This window comes from Zhongshania aquatica, assembly GCF_027257955.1.
In the GTDB taxonomy this organism is placed as follows: domain Bacteria; phylum Pseudomonadota; class Gammaproteobacteria; order Pseudomonadales; family Spongiibacteraceae; genus Spongiibacter; species Spongiibacter aquatica.
The window spans coordinates 262867-282248 of sequence record NZ_JANZNQ010000002.1; the positions used below are offsets into that span (position 1 = coordinate 262867).

The 19382-nt window shown below is 48.7% G+C and carries 15 protein-coding genes; 3 read left to right on the forward strand and 12 right to left on the reverse strand.

The window, feature by feature from the left end; translation table 11 throughout:
- Positions 1-86: 86 nt before the first annotated feature.
- The 8 genes from O9X78_RS03185 to O9X78_RS03220 are packed head-to-tail and all read right to left on the reverse strand — an operon-like array spanning position 87 to position 8796.
- Positions 87-1145 carry an alkene reductase gene (locus O9X78_RS03185; RefSeq protein WP_269618165.1) on the reverse strand — a complete coding sequence of 353 codons (1059 nt, stop codon included), beginning with the start codon at positions 1143-1145 and terminating at the stop codon, positions 87-89.
- Positions 1145-1765 (reverse strand): nuclear transport factor 2 family protein, encoded by a 621-nt coding sequence (locus tag O9X78_RS03190; RefSeq protein WP_269618166.1) that lies wholly within the window; start codon positions 1763-1765, stop codon positions 1145-1147. Before O9X78_RS03190 ends, O9X78_RS03185 begins: the two co-directional genes overlap by 1 nt.
- Before the next feature lie 2 nt (positions 1766-1767).
- Complete coding sequence (locus O9X78_RS03195; protein WP_269618167.1) at positions 1768-2547, reverse strand: SDR family NAD(P)-dependent oxidoreductase; 780 nt, start codon at positions 2545-2547, stop codon at positions 1768-1770.
- Positions 2548-2571: 24 nt separating this feature from the next.
- The gene (locus tag O9X78_RS03200; RefSeq protein ID WP_269618168.1) at positions 2572-4323 is read right to left on the reverse strand and encodes an amidohydrolase; all 1752 of its coding nucleotides are present in this window, start codon (positions 4321-4323) and stop codon (positions 2572-2574) included.
- A 25-nt stretch (positions 4324-4348) separates the two neighbouring features.
- Positions 4349-6487 carry an oxidoreductase gene (locus tag O9X78_RS03205; RefSeq protein ID WP_269618169.1) on the reverse strand — a complete coding sequence of 713 codons (2139 nt, stop codon included), beginning with the start codon at positions 6485-6487 and terminating at the stop codon, positions 4349-4351.
- A complete protein-coding gene (locus tag O9X78_RS03210; RefSeq protein WP_269618170.1) occupies positions 6480-7514 on the reverse strand; it encodes a Rieske 2Fe-2S domain-containing protein in 1035 nt (344 codons plus the stop codon). Before O9X78_RS03210 ends, O9X78_RS03205 begins: the two co-directional genes overlap by 8 nt.
- Positions 7515-7516: 2 nt before the next feature.
- On the reverse strand, positions 7517-8281 hold the full coding sequence (locus O9X78_RS03215; RefSeq protein ID WP_269618171.1) for an SDR family NAD(P)-dependent oxidoreductase: 765 nt from the start codon (positions 8279-8281) through the stop codon (positions 7517-7519).
- The gene (locus tag O9X78_RS03220; protein ID WP_269618172.1) at positions 8278-8796 is read right to left on the reverse strand and encodes a hypothetical protein; all 519 of its coding nucleotides are present in this window, start codon (positions 8794-8796) and stop codon (positions 8278-8280) included. Before O9X78_RS03220 ends, O9X78_RS03215 begins: the two co-directional genes overlap by 4 nt.
- Before the next feature lie 142 nt (positions 8797-8938).
- On the opposite strand from O9X78_RS03220, the gene O9X78_RS03225 reads away from it, so the two are divergent.
- The gene (locus O9X78_RS03225) at positions 8939-10024 is read left to right on the forward strand and encodes an AraC family transcriptional regulator (protein WP_269618173.1); all 1086 of its coding nucleotides are present in this window, start codon (positions 8939-8941) and stop codon (positions 10022-10024) included.
- Positions 10025-10116: 92 nt separating this feature from the next.
- Here O9X78_RS03225 and O9X78_RS03230 read toward each other — a convergent pair whose 3' ends face one another.
- From O9X78_RS03230 to O9X78_RS03245, 4 genes are all read right to left on the reverse strand, one after another.
- Positions 10117-12474: a TonB-dependent receptor gene (locus tag O9X78_RS03230; protein WP_269618174.1), complete on the reverse strand. Its 2358-nt coding sequence runs from the start codon at positions 12472-12474 to the stop codon at positions 10117-10119.
- Positions 12475-12649: 175 nt separating this feature from the next.
- A complete protein-coding gene (locus O9X78_RS03235) occupies positions 12650-13753 on the reverse strand; it encodes an aromatic ring-hydroxylating dioxygenase subunit alpha (protein WP_269618175.1) in 1104 nt (367 codons plus the stop codon).
- A gap of 9 nt (positions 13754-13762) precedes the next feature.
- Positions 13763-14524: an SDR family oxidoreductase gene (locus tag O9X78_RS03240; RefSeq protein WP_269618176.1), complete on the reverse strand. Its 762-nt coding sequence runs from the start codon at positions 14522-14524 to the stop codon at positions 13763-13765.
- Positions 14525-14584: 60 nt separating this feature from the next.
- Positions 14585-15331 carry an SDR family NAD(P)-dependent oxidoreductase gene (locus O9X78_RS03245; RefSeq protein ID WP_332108507.1) on the reverse strand — a complete coding sequence of 249 codons (747 nt, stop codon included), beginning with the start codon at positions 15329-15331 and terminating at the stop codon, positions 14585-14587.
- 257 nt (positions 15332-15588) lie between these two features.
- Between O9X78_RS03245 and O9X78_RS03250 the strand changes: the two genes are divergently transcribed.
- Both O9X78_RS03250 and acnA read left to right on the forward strand, forming a co-directional pair.
- Positions 15589-16455: a TIGR03619 family F420-dependent LLM class oxidoreductase gene (locus O9X78_RS03250; protein WP_269618178.1), complete on the forward strand. Its 867-nt coding sequence runs from the start codon at positions 15589-15591 to the stop codon at positions 16453-16455.
- Positions 16456-16667: 212 nt separating this feature from the next.
- Positions 16668-19307, forward strand: coding sequence for an aconitate hydratase AcnA (gene acnA / locus O9X78_RS03255; protein ID WP_269618179.1), 2640 nt, complete (start codon positions 16668-16670; stop codon positions 19305-19307).
- The last annotated feature ends 75 nt before the right edge of the window (positions 19308-19382 follow it).

The following is a 19382-nucleotide window of genomic DNA, read 5'->3' on the forward strand; positions in this document are numbered from 1 at the left end:
TACACAGAACCTGTGCCGATGGATTTCATGGGACTATCTTTAGCTCCCGGTGCTAAAACAACGTAAACCAATGAGGTATTTGCGCGCTACTCAACCCAAGGCCCGTAATCGACGTAGCCCGGCGCACCCTCAGTGTAGAGAGTAGAGGGATCGATATTTGCCAAAGGTAGCGACTGTTGAAATCGGCGGGGCAAATCAGGATTAGCGATGAACGCACGCCCGAAGGATATGGCTGCTATTTGTGGGTCAGCCAAGGCGGCTTCTGCTGACTCGCAGTGGTAGCTGTCATTCATGATCAAGGGGCCGGAAAAATGGGCCTTTGCCAGCGCAAGATTATCCTGCAGAGACGGCATTCTTATGACATGTAAATACGCCAATCCGATTTTATCGAGTTCAGCAAGCAATGCTGAAAACGTCTCAACGTGGTCGGCATCGCTCAGGTCATTAAAGGGATTGCCGGGGCATATTCTTATTCCAAGCCGATCTGCACCGTCAACTGCTGCAAGCGCGGACAATAATTCCAATACAAACCGCAATCTGTTTACAAGCGAGCCGCCATAGGCGTCGCTGCGCTGATTACTTCCCGTAGACAAAAACTGCGCTGGCAAATAGCCACTGGTGCAATGCAATTCAACACCGTCAAATCCCGCCGAGTAGGCGCGTTTTGTCGCTGCAACATAATCCAGAATAGTGCACTGAATGTCGTCAATAGTCATTTCGACGGGCGCAACAAATTGCTGCATCCCCTGCTCTGTATAGATCTTACCGTTGGCGGTGATCGCCGATGGCGCCAAAGTTCTCGCCCCCGTCGCTTTATTATCGGGGTGAGCCACTCGACCGCAGTGCATCAGTTGCAACACAATTTTGCCGCCCTCGGCATGCACTGCGTCGCAAATTGCAGACCACGCAGCCTGCTGTGCATCCGTATACAGGCCAGGGGTTCGGCAATAGCCTTTACCCTCTGCACTGGGATGTGTGCCCTCGGTGATAATCAATCCCGCCGACGCGCGCTGACGATAGTATTCAGTCATTAAGGCATTAGGCATATCGCCATCGGCATCGGCCCTTGAGCGGGTCATCGGCGCCATTACCAAACGGTTTTTTAGGCTAATTTGGCCCAGCTTAACTTCACTAAATAAATGCATTATCTCACCCTAATTTTAGGTGCTGCGGTGCCCCGCCGCATCGTTTTCAAAAATTCATTGACCGACGCTGGGGCGGCAACCTCTGGCAGATCTGACGGCGCAGCACGCCAAAACTCTTGCCAACTTGGAAAAAGATCATGAAATGCGCCGTAATATGGTTCTCGTCCCGGCCAGCGCATTTTCATATCTCCTATCGGTGGCTTATTCAGATCGGTGGCATACCAGTAGCATGGCAGACGACGACGAAAGTACCAGCGACCATCGATGCGCTGGTAATCATCCCAATACAGCATTTGCATAATCACCCATTCACCGCCGCATTCGTGCTCGTTCTTAGAATACAGCACACCCACTGCATGATCCGGGTCACTAAACTCGATAATGTGATTTCCGACATGGTGGGAGGTACCGGTGAACTGATGACGCAGGGTGTCGTCGACCCACGCTTTTAAATGAGCACGTCCACTATGTTCTTTACTTACCCGAATATCCGCAGCGAACAAATTCACATGGGCGTCTAAATCACGCATATCCAAAGACAGCGAATACTTTGCTACAAGCTGCCGAATTTCATCCAAGGACTCAAGCCTATCAATTCTCGCTTCTAATGATTCAGCCACAATTACTCCTCCCAGCTCGCCGAGCCAGTATTGAGTTCCGCCATACGACCGCCATCAACAGGGAGAACTGCGCCGGTGATATAGGATGATTCCTCGCTCGCCAAGAACAAGATCGCATTGGCGCATTCCCTCGGGTCGCCTATACGCTTTAAGGGAATCGTGCGGCCAGTCTTAGCTTGGCTTTCCTCATCAGGATTTACCGAGGTCATCGCAGGCGTTAAAAATGCACCGGGAACCACGACATTACAGCGAATTTTTGGTGCCCACTCGATAGCGGCATTGCGGCTCAAAGCAATCATTGCCGCCTTAGCAGCGCTGTAGGCCGCAGTGCCCGGTGAGCCAGCTAGACCGCATACCGAAGATACATTGACCACTGTGCCACTATTCATTTCCAGCTGCGGGTAGGCTTCGCGCATTAAATACATCGCGCCATCTAAAGAAACCTGAAAATTCTGATGCCACCGTTTTGCACTATGATTTGCCAACATGGCTGGCACCATTAGCACCGCGTTATTCACCACAATATCCAGTCTGCCAAAACGTGCTATACAATCGACAACCATCTGCTTTACAGCGTCTTCCTTACTGACATCTACCGATAGCGGCAGACAGCGACCACCCAGCTCCTCAATCTGCTTAGCCACACTTTGCAAGGGCTCAATACGACGACCACAGATCACCACGTCAGCACCTTCTTCGGCAAACCGAATTGCAGTCGCTGCGCCAATACCCTGCCCACCGCCGGTTATAATCGCGACTTTTCCGCTTAATCGTTTGCTCATTATTTACTCCTGCTTATTCTATGATTACTTTGCAGCGAAGCTACAATGCCGACTGCCAAGCTCAAAATAGCAGCGCCCACCAATCCATACTTTTTCAACTTTAAAATTCAATAAATCAGAATTTTTACCGAGTGGATTGCGATCTAACAAGACAAAATCTGCCTGTTTACCCACTTCTAATGAACCTATGTTTTTTTCCTTAAAACTTTGCCATGCCGCGTCAATGGTGACACCGCGCAGCGCTTGAAGTGGCGTAATTCGTTGATCACCACCTAAGGCAGAACCACTTCGTGTTTGCCGGGTAACCGCTGACCACATAAGGCGCCCCACATCCATTGGCACTACTGGGGAATCCAAATGCAGGGTAAAACGTAAGTCATCTGAAAGGGCATCTTGAAGGGGACTAATTCGCGCAGCGCGCTGCGGCCCCAAGAACTGATCGCGATGACGATCACCCCAAAAGTAAGTATGAGCAACAAAAAAACTTGGGGATATCTCTAAATCCTTCATTCTTCGCAATTGGTCAACTCGCGCCATTTGGCTGTGAACCAAAATCGTTCGAGTGTCACGGCGAGCGCATTGACCACGAGCTTTTTCCACCGCGTCTAAAATCATCTGGATAGCAGCATCACCATTGCCATGAAGCGCAATTTGATATCCTCGACAATAATAGCCCTGTACCTCAACATCCAATTGTTGCTGGCTAACTCTTGCAAAGCCACGGTAATCAGCCGCTTCCTCCTCTGGCTGGCGGAAATAGGGCTCGCTTAGAAATGCTGTATATCCCTGAATACTGCCATCAACAATAATCTTGACCGCAGTCGCAGAAAACTTGTCAGTTTCTATATCACTCAAAGAGAAATCATCTTTCAATAAAGTCGATGACATTTCTGCACTCAGCGGCCACACCACAACGCGCTGCGGAATACGCTGCAACTTAGACAGCCATCTCAGCCCAGAAAATAAGGACTGATCTACGCCGCCACTTTGCACTGTAGTGACACCGGCTGCGAGATAGGCTTGACTAGCATCATCAACCATAGCCAAAAAATCCGATGGCGAAAAATCCATCGCCAAACTTGCAGCTAAATCGGTCGCATGTTCCTGTAATAAACCGTTAGGCTCACCCGAGTCAGAATTGCGACCAATAACTCCCCCTTCTGGATCAGGAGTTTCTCGGCTTATATTAGCTAAAACTAAGCCCGCAGAATTGACCAATGCCATATGCCCAGAGCTATGCAATAAAAAAATAGGGTGCTCTGTCGATACCGCATCTAGATCATGACGATTCGGATGCCTGTGCTCTTTCAACAAACTATCGTCATAGCCAAAGCCAAATAACCACTCGCCATCATCAAGGGTGGCAAGCTTGGCTTCCAATTTCTGTTGAATATCAGCAACACTTGTCACGTTGCCAAGCGGCGGACTACTTAAATCAATGCCGACGGCCCGCAACCCAGTGCCCGGAAAATGGCCATGGGCATCAATAAACCCCGGCACCAAGGTTTTACCTTGTAAATCATAAATGCGACTTGTTGCGCCCTTCAGCTTTAAAACTTCCTCTGTACTGCCAAGAAATTCAATCTGGGAACCACGTAAGATCATAGCCTCGACAATTGAATTATTCCCATTCATCGTCAATATATTGCCGTGAATAAAAACCTGCTCTTCAGGCAAGCTAGGCACGTTTCCTTTTAAATAAAAATAAGCCGAAATCAACACACCTACGATCAACAAAAAGGTGGCAAGTATTAGGCGTAAAACGATCGATCTCATAACAACAGGCCCCAAAAGTGATCTCTCACAAGCTCACCGCAAGTTCACGTGCACTTCGCATCGCCCCCTCGATATAGCCTATTTCCGCACAATCACCAATACGATGCACTTCAAGCCCACCGCTTGCCAATAATTCACTTAGCTGAGTATCAGGTTTTGCACCCAGCGCAATAATCACATTATCTGCCGGTGCGAACTCGTCATTATCGTTAAGTACATATTTGACCCCTGCCTCAGTAATTTTCTTTATCGTCACATTTCGCTGGAGTTCAACGCTGTGGTTTTTTAACTGATGCAAAACACGCCAACGTCTAACAATACTAAGTTCCGCACCGAGGTCAGCCCCCTCTTCCAGCACTGTCACTTTACGGCCGCGCTCTGCCAACAACTCCGCCACTTCAAGACCGACCAAGCCACCACCAAGAATACAAACTCGCTTACCAAGAGGCATATACCAGTGACTCAGCATTCGCAAAGTATCGATGTTGCGACTCAACCCAAATAGATGAGATAGCTTTATCATGACGCGCTGGTGCCAATTCAATTTGCCGTTAGCCTCGCCAGCAAACAACATGTCGCGCAACTCTTCACCGTCCAACACATGAGAAAGTGACTTCCCCAAAATCTCCGGTGCCTTACGTCGGGCGCCTGTCGCCAGTATCACGGTATCAGCGCCTGATCTTAGTAAATCATCAGCACTGGCATTCCTAGCAAACTCAATCGTCACCGGAAGGGCATCAAGCTCTTTGCTTAAATAGGGAATCAAACGTCCGTTAGGTTCATAAGCCAGTGCTGCAACTCTTGCCGTACCCCCCAAGACATCGTCGCGCTCCCACAAACGAACCTTGTGACCCCGCGCCGCCAACACCCTTGCGGCTTCCATACCTGCGGGTCCACCGCCGACGACGACAATGTCTCGCGGCTGATGCGTCAAACTAAGTTGTCCCAAGTCACTTTCATGGCCTGTTGCAGGATTTACCGCACAGCAAAGGGCTTGATTTATAAATATCTGACTGACACACACGTAGCAATATATACAGGGTCGAATACTGTCTTTGGCACCATCGCGAAGCTTATTTGGAAGATCGGGGTCAGCTAACAGCTTGCGGCCCATCGCCAAAAAATCAAAACTACCACTTTTAATATGCCGCTCTGCGACATCTGGTTCGATACGACCCACCGCAATAACAGGAATACTCAGCACAGCTTTGATGGCTTTCGCAAAGGGAATAAAACCACCGGGTTCGTGCACCAGTGGCGCCTCTGTAAAACCAATAGCACTGGAATTATCTGCGTAGGCGCTAACATCAATAGCATGGCAACCTGCTTCTTGCAGCAGGCGTGCAACAGCGACACTGTCTTCAATTCGACCACCACCGTCAACACGGTATTCATGGGCATCGAGTCGACAAATAATAGGAAAATCATTTCCAACTTCTTGCTTAATCGCGGCAATAATTTCTACTAATAAACGTGCGCGATTTTCTACGCTACCACCATAGCGATCTTCGCGACGATTACTATAAGGAGACAAAAATGAGGCAATTAAATATCCGTGTCCGGCATGTAATTCTATCGCGTCAAAACCAGCGGTGACCGCACGCCGGGAAGCGCTAACAAAGCTGGCAATTACCCAGTCGATATCGCGCTGATCCATTTCTTTGTAGCTTGGCCCTTTGCCATCTGGCCCGGCAGCGCGCACAAAGTTAGAAATTTCCCACGCCGTCAGACTTTCTAGCATATCGCCCCGCCGCCTCGCCGGTTTAGACGGCACTAACATAGGCCGACCTTCCGCCGTGTCTTCTTGCGCCACTTTACCGCCGTGATTCAATTGCGCGGCAATTGCCGCGCCATGCGCATGTACCCGGCTTGTAAGCGCTTTTAATCCGACCAAATATTGATCCGACGAAAAACCAACCATGTTTGGCATAGTAGCCCCTTTGGGCCAAGACACAGCGGAGGTTTCTAAAATAATCAACCCCACGCCGCCAGCAGCGCGTGCCTCGTAGTAAGCAATTGCTCGCTCACTCAATGAACCGTCATCTTCAGCGAACTCAGATCCCATCGCTGCCATCACGATACGATTACGCAGTGATAAACCAGCAATACTCCCCGCCGAGAACATTTGTTCATAAGCAGGATCGATATTTTTATACTTAATCATTAGCAGTGTCCGAGATCAGGAATTGACCATACCAGCGTCTAAATTTCGCAAATGGGCCGTCGCCATCGCACAGCATTGGTTTTTCCAGATAGCGCTTACGTGCCCAGATAATTCTGTCTTCTTCCATTTGCTGACGAATATCATCAATGATCGCCTGACCAACACGACTTGCACTGGCGCCGGCATCGGCGCGCTGAATAAACGCGTATTTCGCGCGTGTTAATCCGTCTTCAACCGGCGTCAAATTCGCCATCAGCACCGTTTCGCAAATACCGCTAAAGCGCACTACAGAAAGACCGGCGCCCACACTGCTATTTTCTATCCGGCCTTTCACTCTGCCTCTAGGGGTATCCATTTCAGATTCTAACAAACCAAAACGACAGTGATCCTCAAACCGCATTACCGTGGGTTCTGGTACCTGAGGTGTGCCGTGTACAAAACGAAAATGAGCTGCGTCAACCGCGTTCTCGCCAATTTCTTGAGGATGAGTATCAATATCCCATTCGTATATTTTGAGTTCGCCCCAGGCATCATTTTCCGGCGATGCTTCTTCAATAAGTGGTGGCTCGTAAAGTGGCTGAACTCCCTGCGGGTGATACCACACATAGACACATTGATTGGCTTCACGCACCGGCCAAGACAGAGTGACCTTTTCACAACGTGCAACCCGTGGTGGCATTTTGTCGGCGTAGGGAATATCGGTACATTCACCGTCGCCGTTGAAGGCCCATCCATGAAAGGGACACACAATACTTTCACCGACAACGCGAGAGCCGCCGCCGGCTTGATCGCGGATACCATAACCAAGATGCGCACCCATATGTGGGCAGTAGGCATCGAGCACTTTAACGAGACCGGATTCAGTACGAAATATCACTAAATCGGAACCAAAATACGACAGCGGCTGGGACTCGCCCACCGCTAACTCCGCCGAATACAAAACTTGAAACCATCCAAATGGCATTGGCAAATCAACGCGAACCGCACCGGACTTAGTGGATGCAATTACCGATTTTAATTCAGACATGATCAACCCCTTATTGCGCCGCCGCCATCAACAGACAATAGCTGACCGGTGATAAATGACGCACGTTCGGATAAAAGAAATGCAACAGCCTGAGCAATTTCCGCCGGCTCGCCAAGACGGCGCATGGGTGTGACTTTGTTCATTTGCTCTTCAGCTTTAGGCTGTTCTTGGAAATATTTTTCTAACCCCGGAGTACGGATCACACCGGGAGATACCGCGTTAATACGAATGCCACGTGCGGCATACTCCGCCGCCGAGCTCTTCGTTAATATATTGACGCCACCTTTCGCTGCGGCATAAGCAGTATTAAACGCTTGACCGCGCAATGAAGCATTCGACGATATATTGACAATCGCACCGCCGCCCTGAGCGAGCATCGCCTCAATCTCATATTTCATGCAGAGCCACGTATTGGTTAAACACATCTCCAATGTTTGATCAAAAACATCGCGGGTAAACTCATGAATAGGGCCATTCCCGCGACTGACTGCTGCATTGTTACAGGCAATATCTAAACGCCCAAAAATACGAATAGTTTTAGTAAGCATCTCAGCAACATCGGATTCTGAACTCACATCGCAATAGATAAACTCTGCCTTTGTGCCGCGCTCCCGCAATATGGCAACGCACTCTTCACCAGCTTCGGTGTTTATATCAACCACCGCTACAGAAGCACCTTGTTGTGCCAATTGTTCGCAAATAGCGCGTCCAATTCCGGCCGCACCGCCGGTTACTAACGCAACTTTATTAACAAGGTCTTCGCTCACAAGTACTCTCCTTTCATATTATCTTTTCGTTCATATGGGCATGTCGCCAGAACTATTAACAGGGGCATAAGCAAGGCTGATAGCGCTGCGGTGTAAAGCGTTTTCGCCAAGGTATAATCGAATCTTGCTAGCTCAGATATACCAGTTAGGTAGAAGAGTGCAGCGAGTATTGGCACTGACAAAAGTGCTGCTACAACAGCCAAAACCGTAGCTCTAAGACTATTTTTGTAGGGCTTGAGAAAATGGCGGACGCGATACACTGATTGGGGAACACTGCTGAAGACAATCCCATTCTTCAATGTTTTCTTGGCTTGTAAGGGCAGTGCAATCACACTGAATAAAAAGACAAGAATCAGCCCGGTTGCGGGAAAATCAATCATCATGCCATTAACTTGCCAAACCGGGATACTTGACTTTCCTGCGCTCAAGTACCACGCACACGCACCGTTAGCGGCACCATTGCTGATACCTGCCCCTAAAGACTCTTTCAAAATATAGCGTTCGGTGAGCCCCATACCGCCTACCCCATTTGCACAATTGACTTATGATTATCTATGCCTTCATATTAGCCCTCACAATAATTCTCTAAAGCACAAAATCTTTCAGAATTGCCGACATTTCGCACCATTCAGATTTTATAAATATAACGGTCTATATATGACTACGTTCAACAGACTACACAATGTTTCAGTGGGAAAATTTCGCCGCTTGCTTGATTACCTTGAAAAAGTAGGAATTGATGCCCGCGAAATGGCAACGCGCTCTGGCATCGACTTTGATCGAATAATGTCTGCAGCAAGTGACAGCGTCGTTGCCGGGCATAAATATTCAGCACTATATGAAAATGCAGCAGAGGCGCTACAAGAATTAGATATGTCGGTGCCATGGGGCGCAGGCATAGGCAGTGATGTGTTCAGATTCATGTGCTACAGCATCATCAATTGCCAAGATCTGGAGCAAGCCTTACTGCGCTCAGAGCGCTACCTAAAACTGCTATACCCAATAACTGGCTACAAAATCAGCGTACATGTGCATCCAGAATTTGCTGAATTGCGCTATGAATTTAATGGCGACAAACTAAGTAGACAGTTCACGCCAGATAGCTGGGACCGTACAGAGTATTCCGACACAGTTGCCAAGTCCTCTGGTATGCGAGTATGGCACGCATTTATGGGCTGGCTTGTCGGTCGCGACATTGAAATCGATTCACTCACTATTTCTGCTCCCGGTATTAGCGACGCCTACACAGAGAGTCTCAGTAAGGTTTTAGGAGTAGAACCACAGTTTAATGCAGACAGTACCTCACTGTTTTTTAGCACGGAATGCCTGCGATACCGCACTGTCCATACGCCTGAGTCACTTGAAGCATTTTTGCAAAATGCAGTCTATTCGCTCATCGCGCAAGACTCGCGCCCAGCAAGCACCGGCGCCGCAATACGTTCGCTACTCGCAAAGAGTGGCTACGGCAGCCTGCCGAGCTTTGAAAGCATGTCTGAAAATCTTCACATGTCACCCTCAAGCCTGCGCCGCAGATTACATGGCGAAGGCACGAGCTACCAAGAACTCAAGGATCAATACCGCTGCGATATTGCAATGCGGCAACTTAGGAACGAAAAACTGAAAATTCACGAGATCGGCGAACAGCTTGGTTTTCTAGAAGCGAGTTCGTTTATTCGCTCCTTTCGGAATTGGACTGGCATAACGCCCAAGCAGTTTCGAACGCAATTAGAAGAAAACGAATAAACTCAGATTTTATACACTGTATTCCGAACATAAAAATGGCGACTCAAAGTCGCCATTTTTATTCTCCACATTAATGCTAGAGCTCCGTAAATTCAGAAGTTATAACTTAAAGATAGGGCCAAGGTCCTAGGATTATTGTAACCGCCGGTCACAAAAGGTCCGACAACATAACTACTGGTAAGCACTCGTTTGTCCTCTAAGTTCTTACCCTGCAAAGCCACGTTCCAATGACGATCTTTGGTTTCAAAGGCAATCGAGGCATTTAGTAGATAGTGTTCTTCCTGTTGCTGAACATCACTAAACTGGGTGCGCGTATCGATGGGGCTATTGGTATATGAGGAGGTTCTCCACGACACATTACCAGCGGCAGTAATAGTGCCGTAGTCAGCTAGCTCCGTTTGGTACTGCGCGTTCAGCTGTGCTGTCCACTTGGGTGAAAACCCTATCTCAGTGAAGCGGGCAATATCTACACTCTGACCAGTTGAATCAGTGGTTTTATAGGATTTAACTGTACTGTCTAGATAGCCAACATTAAAACCGAGTAACACACTATCAGTTGCCGAGAAGCGTAATTCTAACTCACCACCCTGCCCAGTCATTTCACCCACATTATCTACCGACTGGAGTAAATCGGAACCACTTAAATATACATAAGTGAACTGTTTATCCTGATAGTCGTTGTAAAACAATTCGGTGTTCAAACTTAGACGCCCAGACATCAATGTCGATTTCATACCTAGTGTGTAAGCCATTACCGTTTCTGGATCGAAAGGTGTTGTTAAACCGCCCTGCGTTTGAAATCCTCCAGCTTTGAAACCACCCGATACGCCACCGTAAAACAGTGTATCTTCGTCATAAAAATGCGACAGCTTAATCGCGGGTGTTAGCTCATTCCAATCGTCAGACGCCGCGGTATCAACCGGACCTGTGGTTTCAAAGTAACGCGTATACGGCGTTGCCCAACCGGCAAACATTGGCTGAGTTTCTGCCAGTGCTTCCTGACCTGGCGCAACGGCTACCACTGCGTTTGCAGGAAAACCTTGCAATAGAGCCAGCGCGTAAAACCCCTGCGTTAACGTTGAATGCTGTTCTATCGACTTGCTGTCTTTGGTATAGCGCGCACCTACCGACAACTGCCATTCGGGCATGAAATCCCAGTCTAAGGAGCCATAAATTGACTTAGATTTTACCTGCTGATTGTCATAGAAGGTATCCAAAGTATGGGTTTGAATCGCGCGTAAACGTGCATACTGCCGCGTAATGTTTTTATAATCTTGCTCACCGTCGAGGTAGTAGAGACCCACTACGCCTTTCAAGGTTTCGGCACTATAATTAAACTGCAATTCTTGACTGAAATCCTTACTTTCTACCGGACGTTCTGTAGTAATAAACTGCTGATCACTGCCATCAAAATCGAAGGGTTGATTGTTTTCCATTTTCCGCAATGACGTAACAGATTTCATCGTCCACTGCTCGTTAAAATCAGCGACGTAGTTAACAGCAAACGTAGATGTTTCAATTTGATACTGATCGAAACCGCTTTTAAACTCCGAATTAATATTGTCTTTATCGCTAGGTAAACTCGAATCATTTGGCACTGTTTCTAGACCTGTACCGCCGAGAAAGGTATTCGCTCCAGTAATGACAAAATCGATACCGGACAACACATTTTTATCAATGGCGATACGCACAGGAACTCGCGGATCAGAGTGATCTTGCATTATGTCCGCACTGACCGACAACTCCTGACTATCACTAATACGCCAAAGCAGATTAGTACGGAATGCGCCTACGTCTTCCGTCCAATATTCATCACCGTTGCTGACATTTGTCTGAATGCCGTCGCGCTGGCTTTTTACAAAACCTACACCGCCATACAATCCACTTTCAGTGAGCGGTCCGGAAACCCCACCCGATACTTCACGCGCATTAAACGATCCGAGCGTTACGCCGATATCGCCAATGACTTCATCACCGGGTTTACGGGTTACATATTTGATAGCGCCACCAATGGTGTTTCGGCCATATAAATTACCCTGAGGCCCCTTTAATACCTCAATACGCTCAATATCATAGGCCTTCAATAGCGAACCGGTGGTGCGATTTAAATAGACATCGTCAATATAAATGCCGACACCCTGATCAAAGCCTGGATCATTACCAATACCACGAATAAATACCTGTACCGCACCGGCAACCAAGCCGCCGGTATCACTTAACACCACATTGGGTGTCATTCTTTGTAAATCAGTAATGTCACTAACCTGTGCAATTTTAAGCTGATCACTGCTGAACGCGCTCACCGCCATCGGTACTTCTTGTAAGTTTTCAGCGCGCTTCCTCGCAGTAACAACCACCTCCTCCATCATGGGGTTCGCGGCAAATGCCGGCACCGCCGGTAACGCCATTCCGATACATATCAGGCTGCTTGCCACTGTATTTTTATTCATTTTCATCTTCCGTCTTATTAGTGTTTTAAGGTAGAACACCGAGACCACATGGTTTATTCATAATGCGTTGTTATGCTTTTACAGTATCTAGAGTACGCTTTAGGCAATAAATAAAGACTACAAAATCATTCATAAATATGATCGAATTTGCTCACTCGCTATAGCCCTAAGAAACTCACCCACCACCGCCAAAAAGGCCTAGTTCTCTATCTTGGCAACGACTCTCAAGGGGTGGCAGCGCCAATCCCTCGGTGTGATGGATTCCATTTACGGACTCTTGAATGGCAATAGCATCGTCACTCCCACGATAAAACTGCTTGTGCCAAATTCTCCCTGTATTGAAAGGACCATCACTCTTCAACTGCAAAACTCGCAGCGCTGGCTTTTTATTTTTCCAAATACCAAAATCTGCGGCTAACGAATCAAGGGCGCCAGCTTGGAGTTGTCGAGCTTCGTTAATGTCAATATCACTGGGTTGATCAACCCCACTATTAACCAATAAGCCATGCCACAATTTAACGCGACCATCTGTAACGGGCGTATTTGCGATTAGCTCGATACTTTCAATGTCACCAAATCGTTGATGAGACAGCAACACTCCCGGCCCGGTATACCAAGTAGTGGTTTGCAACATAGCTTGATACTCCTTATGAAACCCGCCCTGACGCTGAATATAAATATGATCACGAAATTCGTTCTCAAAGTACTCGCAGGGCGCACCATGTGTCGGCCCCAAATGGCGCGCATCAGCCATATTGTCGATGATTTCTTGAGGGTGTACGTCTAATTCACCGAGATGATCCAGCTCCCAATGTATCCATTGTGGCTGCTGCCACTGCGCTAAATGTGGCGCTCTATAGGAAGGCCCCGCGCCTGCGTGATCATGCCACATCCATATACAGCCTAAGGACTCATGAACAGGATAGCTCTTAAGTCGGGCTGAGCGAGGTTTAGGCCCGTCGAAATAAGGAATATCGTCGCACACGCCGTCAGCACCAAAACGCCAGCCATGATAGGGGCAGCGAATCGAGTCACCTTCGATCTGAGCACCATCTTTTGCGATCACAGCGCTATCGCCGGCCGCAATATGGCATTGCATGTGTGGACAGTGTGCATCCAATAAAATCGGGGTACCGCTCTCACCCCGGTATAAAGCTAAATCCTTATCAAAGAAGTGCAAGGCTAGCGGTTTGTGATTCAACTCACTTGCTTCTGCAATCAAAAACCACCCGCGAGGGAATTGCTCTGGTCCCAGACCGTAATCTTGTGTCGTTGCCATTGCGATCTCCTAGTAGCTATCGGGTCTAAACATGGCGTCATGACCGCCATCGACATATAAAATTGAGCCCGTTACAAAGCTCGCCTCATTGCTTAATAAAAAGCCGATAGCCTGCGCTATATCGCGGGTCTCACCAGCACGCCCAAGCGGAATAGTCGATAGAAACTCCGCAATAGCCTTGCCGTACTCTGGATGATTTTCAGCATCAGCAGTCATTGCGGTTCGGGTATAACCGGGCGCCACAGCGTTTAAACGAATACCGCGGCGTGCATAGTCCGGCGCATTGCGGCGCATCCATTTTGATATTGCCTGCTTGGCGCCACTATATGCACCATGCCCAGTGATTTTGAGTAGACTTTCCGCGATGCCATTTCGATCAGCTGCTAGCAAAGCATTGACGTAGTCCATTTCAGTTGACTGCGATGCCGAGTTAGACGACACCAATACCACCGCTCCAGACTTCATCGCTAACAAATCGCCAAGCCCTATTACCAAGTCGATTGAACCAAAGTAATTTACCTGTGGAATGGCGCTTACATCGCTAAACGTACTTCCCACGCCAGCACAACATACCAATCCATCAAGTCCGCTTTTGGCAAGCGCTCTACACTGCGCCACCGCATTTTCTCGACCGGATGGGGTCACCAAATCCGCATTTATCTGCGCGCTAATCCTGTCCAGACCAATCACCGTTTCACCATCGTCAATCAAGCGTTGGCAGACTGCTGCGCCTATTCCCGACGAGGCACCACTCACTATATACAGCCCCATACTATTTCCTTCTGTCGCTGAATGACGGCGCCAAAACTGAACGCCGTATTCAGGGAATATTTAACCCAAAAACGCTTGTCCGCCATCCAAGCCAATAGTCTGGCCATTTACATACCGGCAGGCATCACTGCACAGCATGGCGACGAAGTCACCGATGTCTTCTTTGCATTCACCAATGCGGCGCAGTGGGATCGTTGCGATAAATTCCGCCGCTTCTTCAGGCCTGCTTTCGGTCCAGCACGCTAAGCCCGGAGACATTGCATGGGGCATAATCACATTGCAGCGAATCCCCTCGGCGCCCCATTCACATGCCGCCGCGCGGCTTAATGATCGCGTTGCTTCTTTTACCGCCGCATACGCGCCATAGCCGCTCATGTCCCAGCGCTTTGCTGCAGAGGACGCCAAATTAATAATCACGCCGTCGCCGCGAAGATGGGGATAACATAATTTCATTAATCTCAGTGTTGCCATCGGGCCGGACTGCCATCCCGCCTCGATCTTACTTTCGTCAACATCTAGCAAGCTTCCTAGCGGCACTTCCTGCGCGTTATTCACCAAAATATTGATGCCGCCATACTCCGCAACTGCGGTGCTTACCGCCTGTGCCAGTTCTTCACTATTCTTAACATCAAGCGAAATTACTAATCCGCTACCCCCCATTTCGCTTATCACGGCCAAGGTCGCGTTAAGCTTTTCCAAGCTGCGTCCTAATAAGACGACACTCGCCCCGCTGGCTGCCAGCGAAAGCGCGATACCTCGGCCGACTCCCTGGCCAGCACCACTTACAATGGCCGTTTTATTTTTCAAGTTTTGCAATGTCACCACCACCTTTAGCATCCTTATTTAAGAATGATGGTAGCTCTGCAGCGGAAAGATAAAGACAACAAAACCAACTGGATTTATAGACATTTTCGCCAACGCGGTTGGCCTGACTCATATTGCTTACGAAATTGACTTGAAACGTGCTAAGCGCCGCCGCAAAGAGAAAATAGAATGCCTGTATCCGCTTATCGCTCCGAGTACGAATGCAAATCCATCCTAAGCGGCATTTTTTGGGGAATATAATGAGATTTAGCTACAACCCAAGCATGTGCGAATTTTCGCAATATTTGCCTTTAACCATTGCCGCAGAAGAAGCTGGCTTTCACAGTGTTTCCTTTCCTGACAGCCTTTGCTATCCAGAGCACTCGTCCTCTGAGTATCCCTACAACGACAGTGGCTCACGTGAATTTTTGAAGGACTTACCCTTCGCAGATGCGCTGGTGATGATTCCCTATCTTGCCGCACGCACGTCGAAAATTCGTTTTAATACCGCCGTTTATAAACTGGCCGTGCGCCAGCCAGTTGTTGTTGCAAAACAACTATCTACCCTTGCGGTCATTACCGGCGGTCGATTCGATTTTGGTGTCGGTCTCAGCCCATGGCCAGAGGATTTCGAGGCCTGTCAGATACCATGGGAAAAGCGCGGGCAGCGCTTTGATGACCAAATTCATATTATTAGAGCTCTACTGTCCGGTGAGTTTTTTTCTTACCAAGGCAAACAGCTTTCCATCGCGAGCTTAAAATTGTGCCCAGTCCCAGCAGAACCGGTTCCGATATTGATTGGTGGGCATTCTGATGCAGCCCTGCGACGCGCCGCAATGTTGGGCGACGGTTGGATAGGCGCTGGCGCAAGCGCTGAGGAATACCGCGGTTTAATCGATAAACTCCATAGTTACCGAAAAGAAGCTCAAAGAGATCATCTACCGTTTGCTATCCACGTGAGCTCTATCGATGCCTATACCCAGAACGGCCAAGATACGCTTGCTGAAATAGGCGTAGACGAATGTCATATTGCTTTCCGAAATGCCTACTCTGGCAAACCAGACACACAAAGCGTCGAGCAAAAAATTGTCCAACTACATGATTTCGCGAACCAATTTATACGCTAAAACAGCCAAACCGAGTCCCTGAGTCCCGTAGCGAGTATGCGTTATCGCTACGTCTTTCCGCCGATCTCCGTCGGCGGTTTTTTCCCGCACATCTCTGAATAACGACAGGTCAGCCTGTACAAAAAACACACAATTTTTGGGATAGTCCTGCAATTATTATGGTCTGTGCTAGGGTAGACAGTATTTAGCTACCTTGGCCAAAGGAGTTTGCAATGCAATCAACCGACCATCTGCGCACCACACTGACAGTTGACGGCACAGACTACGACTATTTCGATATCAACAAATTAGGTGATGACCGCCTATCACAACTACCAAAATCGCTGAAAATACTGCTGGAAAATCAACTGCGTCATTTTGACGGCGACTCAGTCAATGCAGATATTATTGTCGCTTTCTCACGCTGGTTAGATAAACCCGATGGCGGAGAAGACCTAAACTTTTCACCAGCACGGGTACTGATGCAGGATTTTACCGGTGTTCCCGCCATTGTCGATTTAGCCGCCATGCGTGATGCCGTGGCCAAGCGCGGTGGCGATGTATCTGCCATTAACCCGCAGATTCCTGTGCATTTAGTCATTGACCACTCAGTCACGGTTGATCAGTTCGGATCACCCCAAGCCTTTGGCGAAAATGTGGCCAACGAAATGGCGCGCAACGATGAACGCTATCGCTTTTTAAAGTGGGGCCAGTCGGCATTCAAAAATTTCAATGTGGTGCCGCCAGGCACCGGTATATGCCATCAGGTCAACCTTGAGTACTTGGCTAAGGTGGTTTGGCAAAATGACGCAGGCGTGGTCTACCCCGATACGGTGCTGGGCACCGACAGCCACACCCCGATGGTAAATGGTTTGGGTGTATTAGGCTGGGGCGTCGGCGGTATTGAGGCCGAAGCCGCGCTGCTGGGACAACCCTATTCAATGATGCTGCCACAGGTAGTTGGCTTTGAATTAAACGGTAAATTAAAAGACGGCGTGACCGCCACAGACTTAGTATTGACCGTTGTACAAATTCTGCGCCAAGAGGGCGTCGTCGGAAAATTCGTAGAATTTTATGGCGACGGCTTGGCCGAATTAAGCGTTGCTGATCGTGCAACCATCGCCAATATGGCACCAGAGTACGGCGCAACCTGCGGCTACTTCCCTGTTGATGAGGCCACCCTCGCCTATATGAAGCTGACCGGACGCGCCAGCGAGAATATCGCGCTCACCGAAGCCTATTGCAAAGCCCAAGGAATGTGGCGAAATGCCGGCGATCAACCTACATTTACCCGCACCGTCAAACTCGACTTAAACACCGTAGAGACAAGCTTAGCTGGCCCAAGTCGGCCACAAGATCGAGTAGCGCTGGGTGATTTAGGCCAAGCCATGCGTGACTACTTAAAAGCAAATGATAGAGATGTAAACGAAACGGCAAAAATCCCTGATATGAATCTAAAACTTCATCACGGCGATGTCGTTTTAGCAGCCATTACCAGCTGCACAAATACGTCTAATCCAGACGTGATGATTGCCGCCGGATTGCTTGCACGCAAAGCCCGCGAACGGGGACTTCGTGTTAAGCCATGGGTGAAGACTTCTTTAGCACCAGGTTCAAAAGTCGTCAGCAAATATTTGACGGACAGCGGCCTACAGGAGGATTTAAATTCGCTGGGATTTGATCTTGTCGGCTATGGTTGCACTACCTGTATTGGCAACTCAGGTCCGCTGCCGGATCCTGTCGCCACCGCCATCGACAGCAAAGATATGGTGGTATCTGCACTGCTGTCTGGCAATCGTAATTTCGACGGACGCATACATCCGCAAGTTAAGGCGAGCTGGTTGGCATCTCCCCCGCTCGTTGTTGCTTATGCACTCGCTGGAAGCACCTTGCTGAATATGCAAGAGGATCCACTAGGTACCGACAGCAACGATATGCCGGTGTATCTAAAAGACCTCTGGCCAAGCAATGAAGAAATACATGAGATTCGCAAAATAGTCAGCGGCAGCATGTATCGCGACGCCTACGATGATGTGTATCTCGGCACCGAAGAATGGCAGGCCATAGAAGTTGAAAAAACCGACACTTATCAATGGCAGACAGATTCTAGCTATATTCGCTTACCTAGCTTTTTTGAATCGCCCTCATTCGCTGGGGAGGAATTCCCTACCCTGCGTGGCGCGAGAATCCTCGGATTATTTGGCGACACCATCACCACCGATCATATTTCTCCAGCAGGAAAAATTGCGGCAGACAGTCCCGCAAGTCACTACCTGCAAAGCTTGGGCGTCGCACCGGATGATTTCAACTCCTACGGATCGCGCCGTGGCAACCATGAAGTGATGGTACGCGGCACCTTTGCCAATACGCGGCTTCGCAATAAACTCGTCGATCGCGAGGGCGGCTATACCCTATCGCCTGACGGCAAGAGCGTGATTCCAATCTATAAAGCCGCAATGAAATACCTAGAAAGCAAAACACCGCTGGTGGTGGTTGCCGGTAAGCAATACGGCACTGGCTCCAGTCGTGACTGGGCGGCAAAAGGCACATTATTACTCGGTATAAAGGCGGTGGTTGCAGAAAGCTTTGAGCGTATCCATCGTTCGAATCTGATCGGTATGGGAGTAATGCCGGTCGAGTTCGACAAAGAAATTCCGCAAGAAATGCTAGACCTTCAGGGCGACGAATACGTCGATATTGTGGCGTGTGAAGCTACACTTTCGCCAAAGCAAAAGGTCAGAATAGTGCTCTCACGAAACGACGGTAGCCGTCACGAAGTATTGGGAACACTGCGGATAGACACGCGAGAAGAGATGTCTTACTTTCGTCACGGTGGCATTTTGCAGTATGTTCTTGCAGAGTTGGCTGAATAGTTTTGTGGGAAACACGGCGGCTTCCTCTAGTTTTTAAATGCCGCCGTGATTACATTAATTCCCATGAAAGTCGCT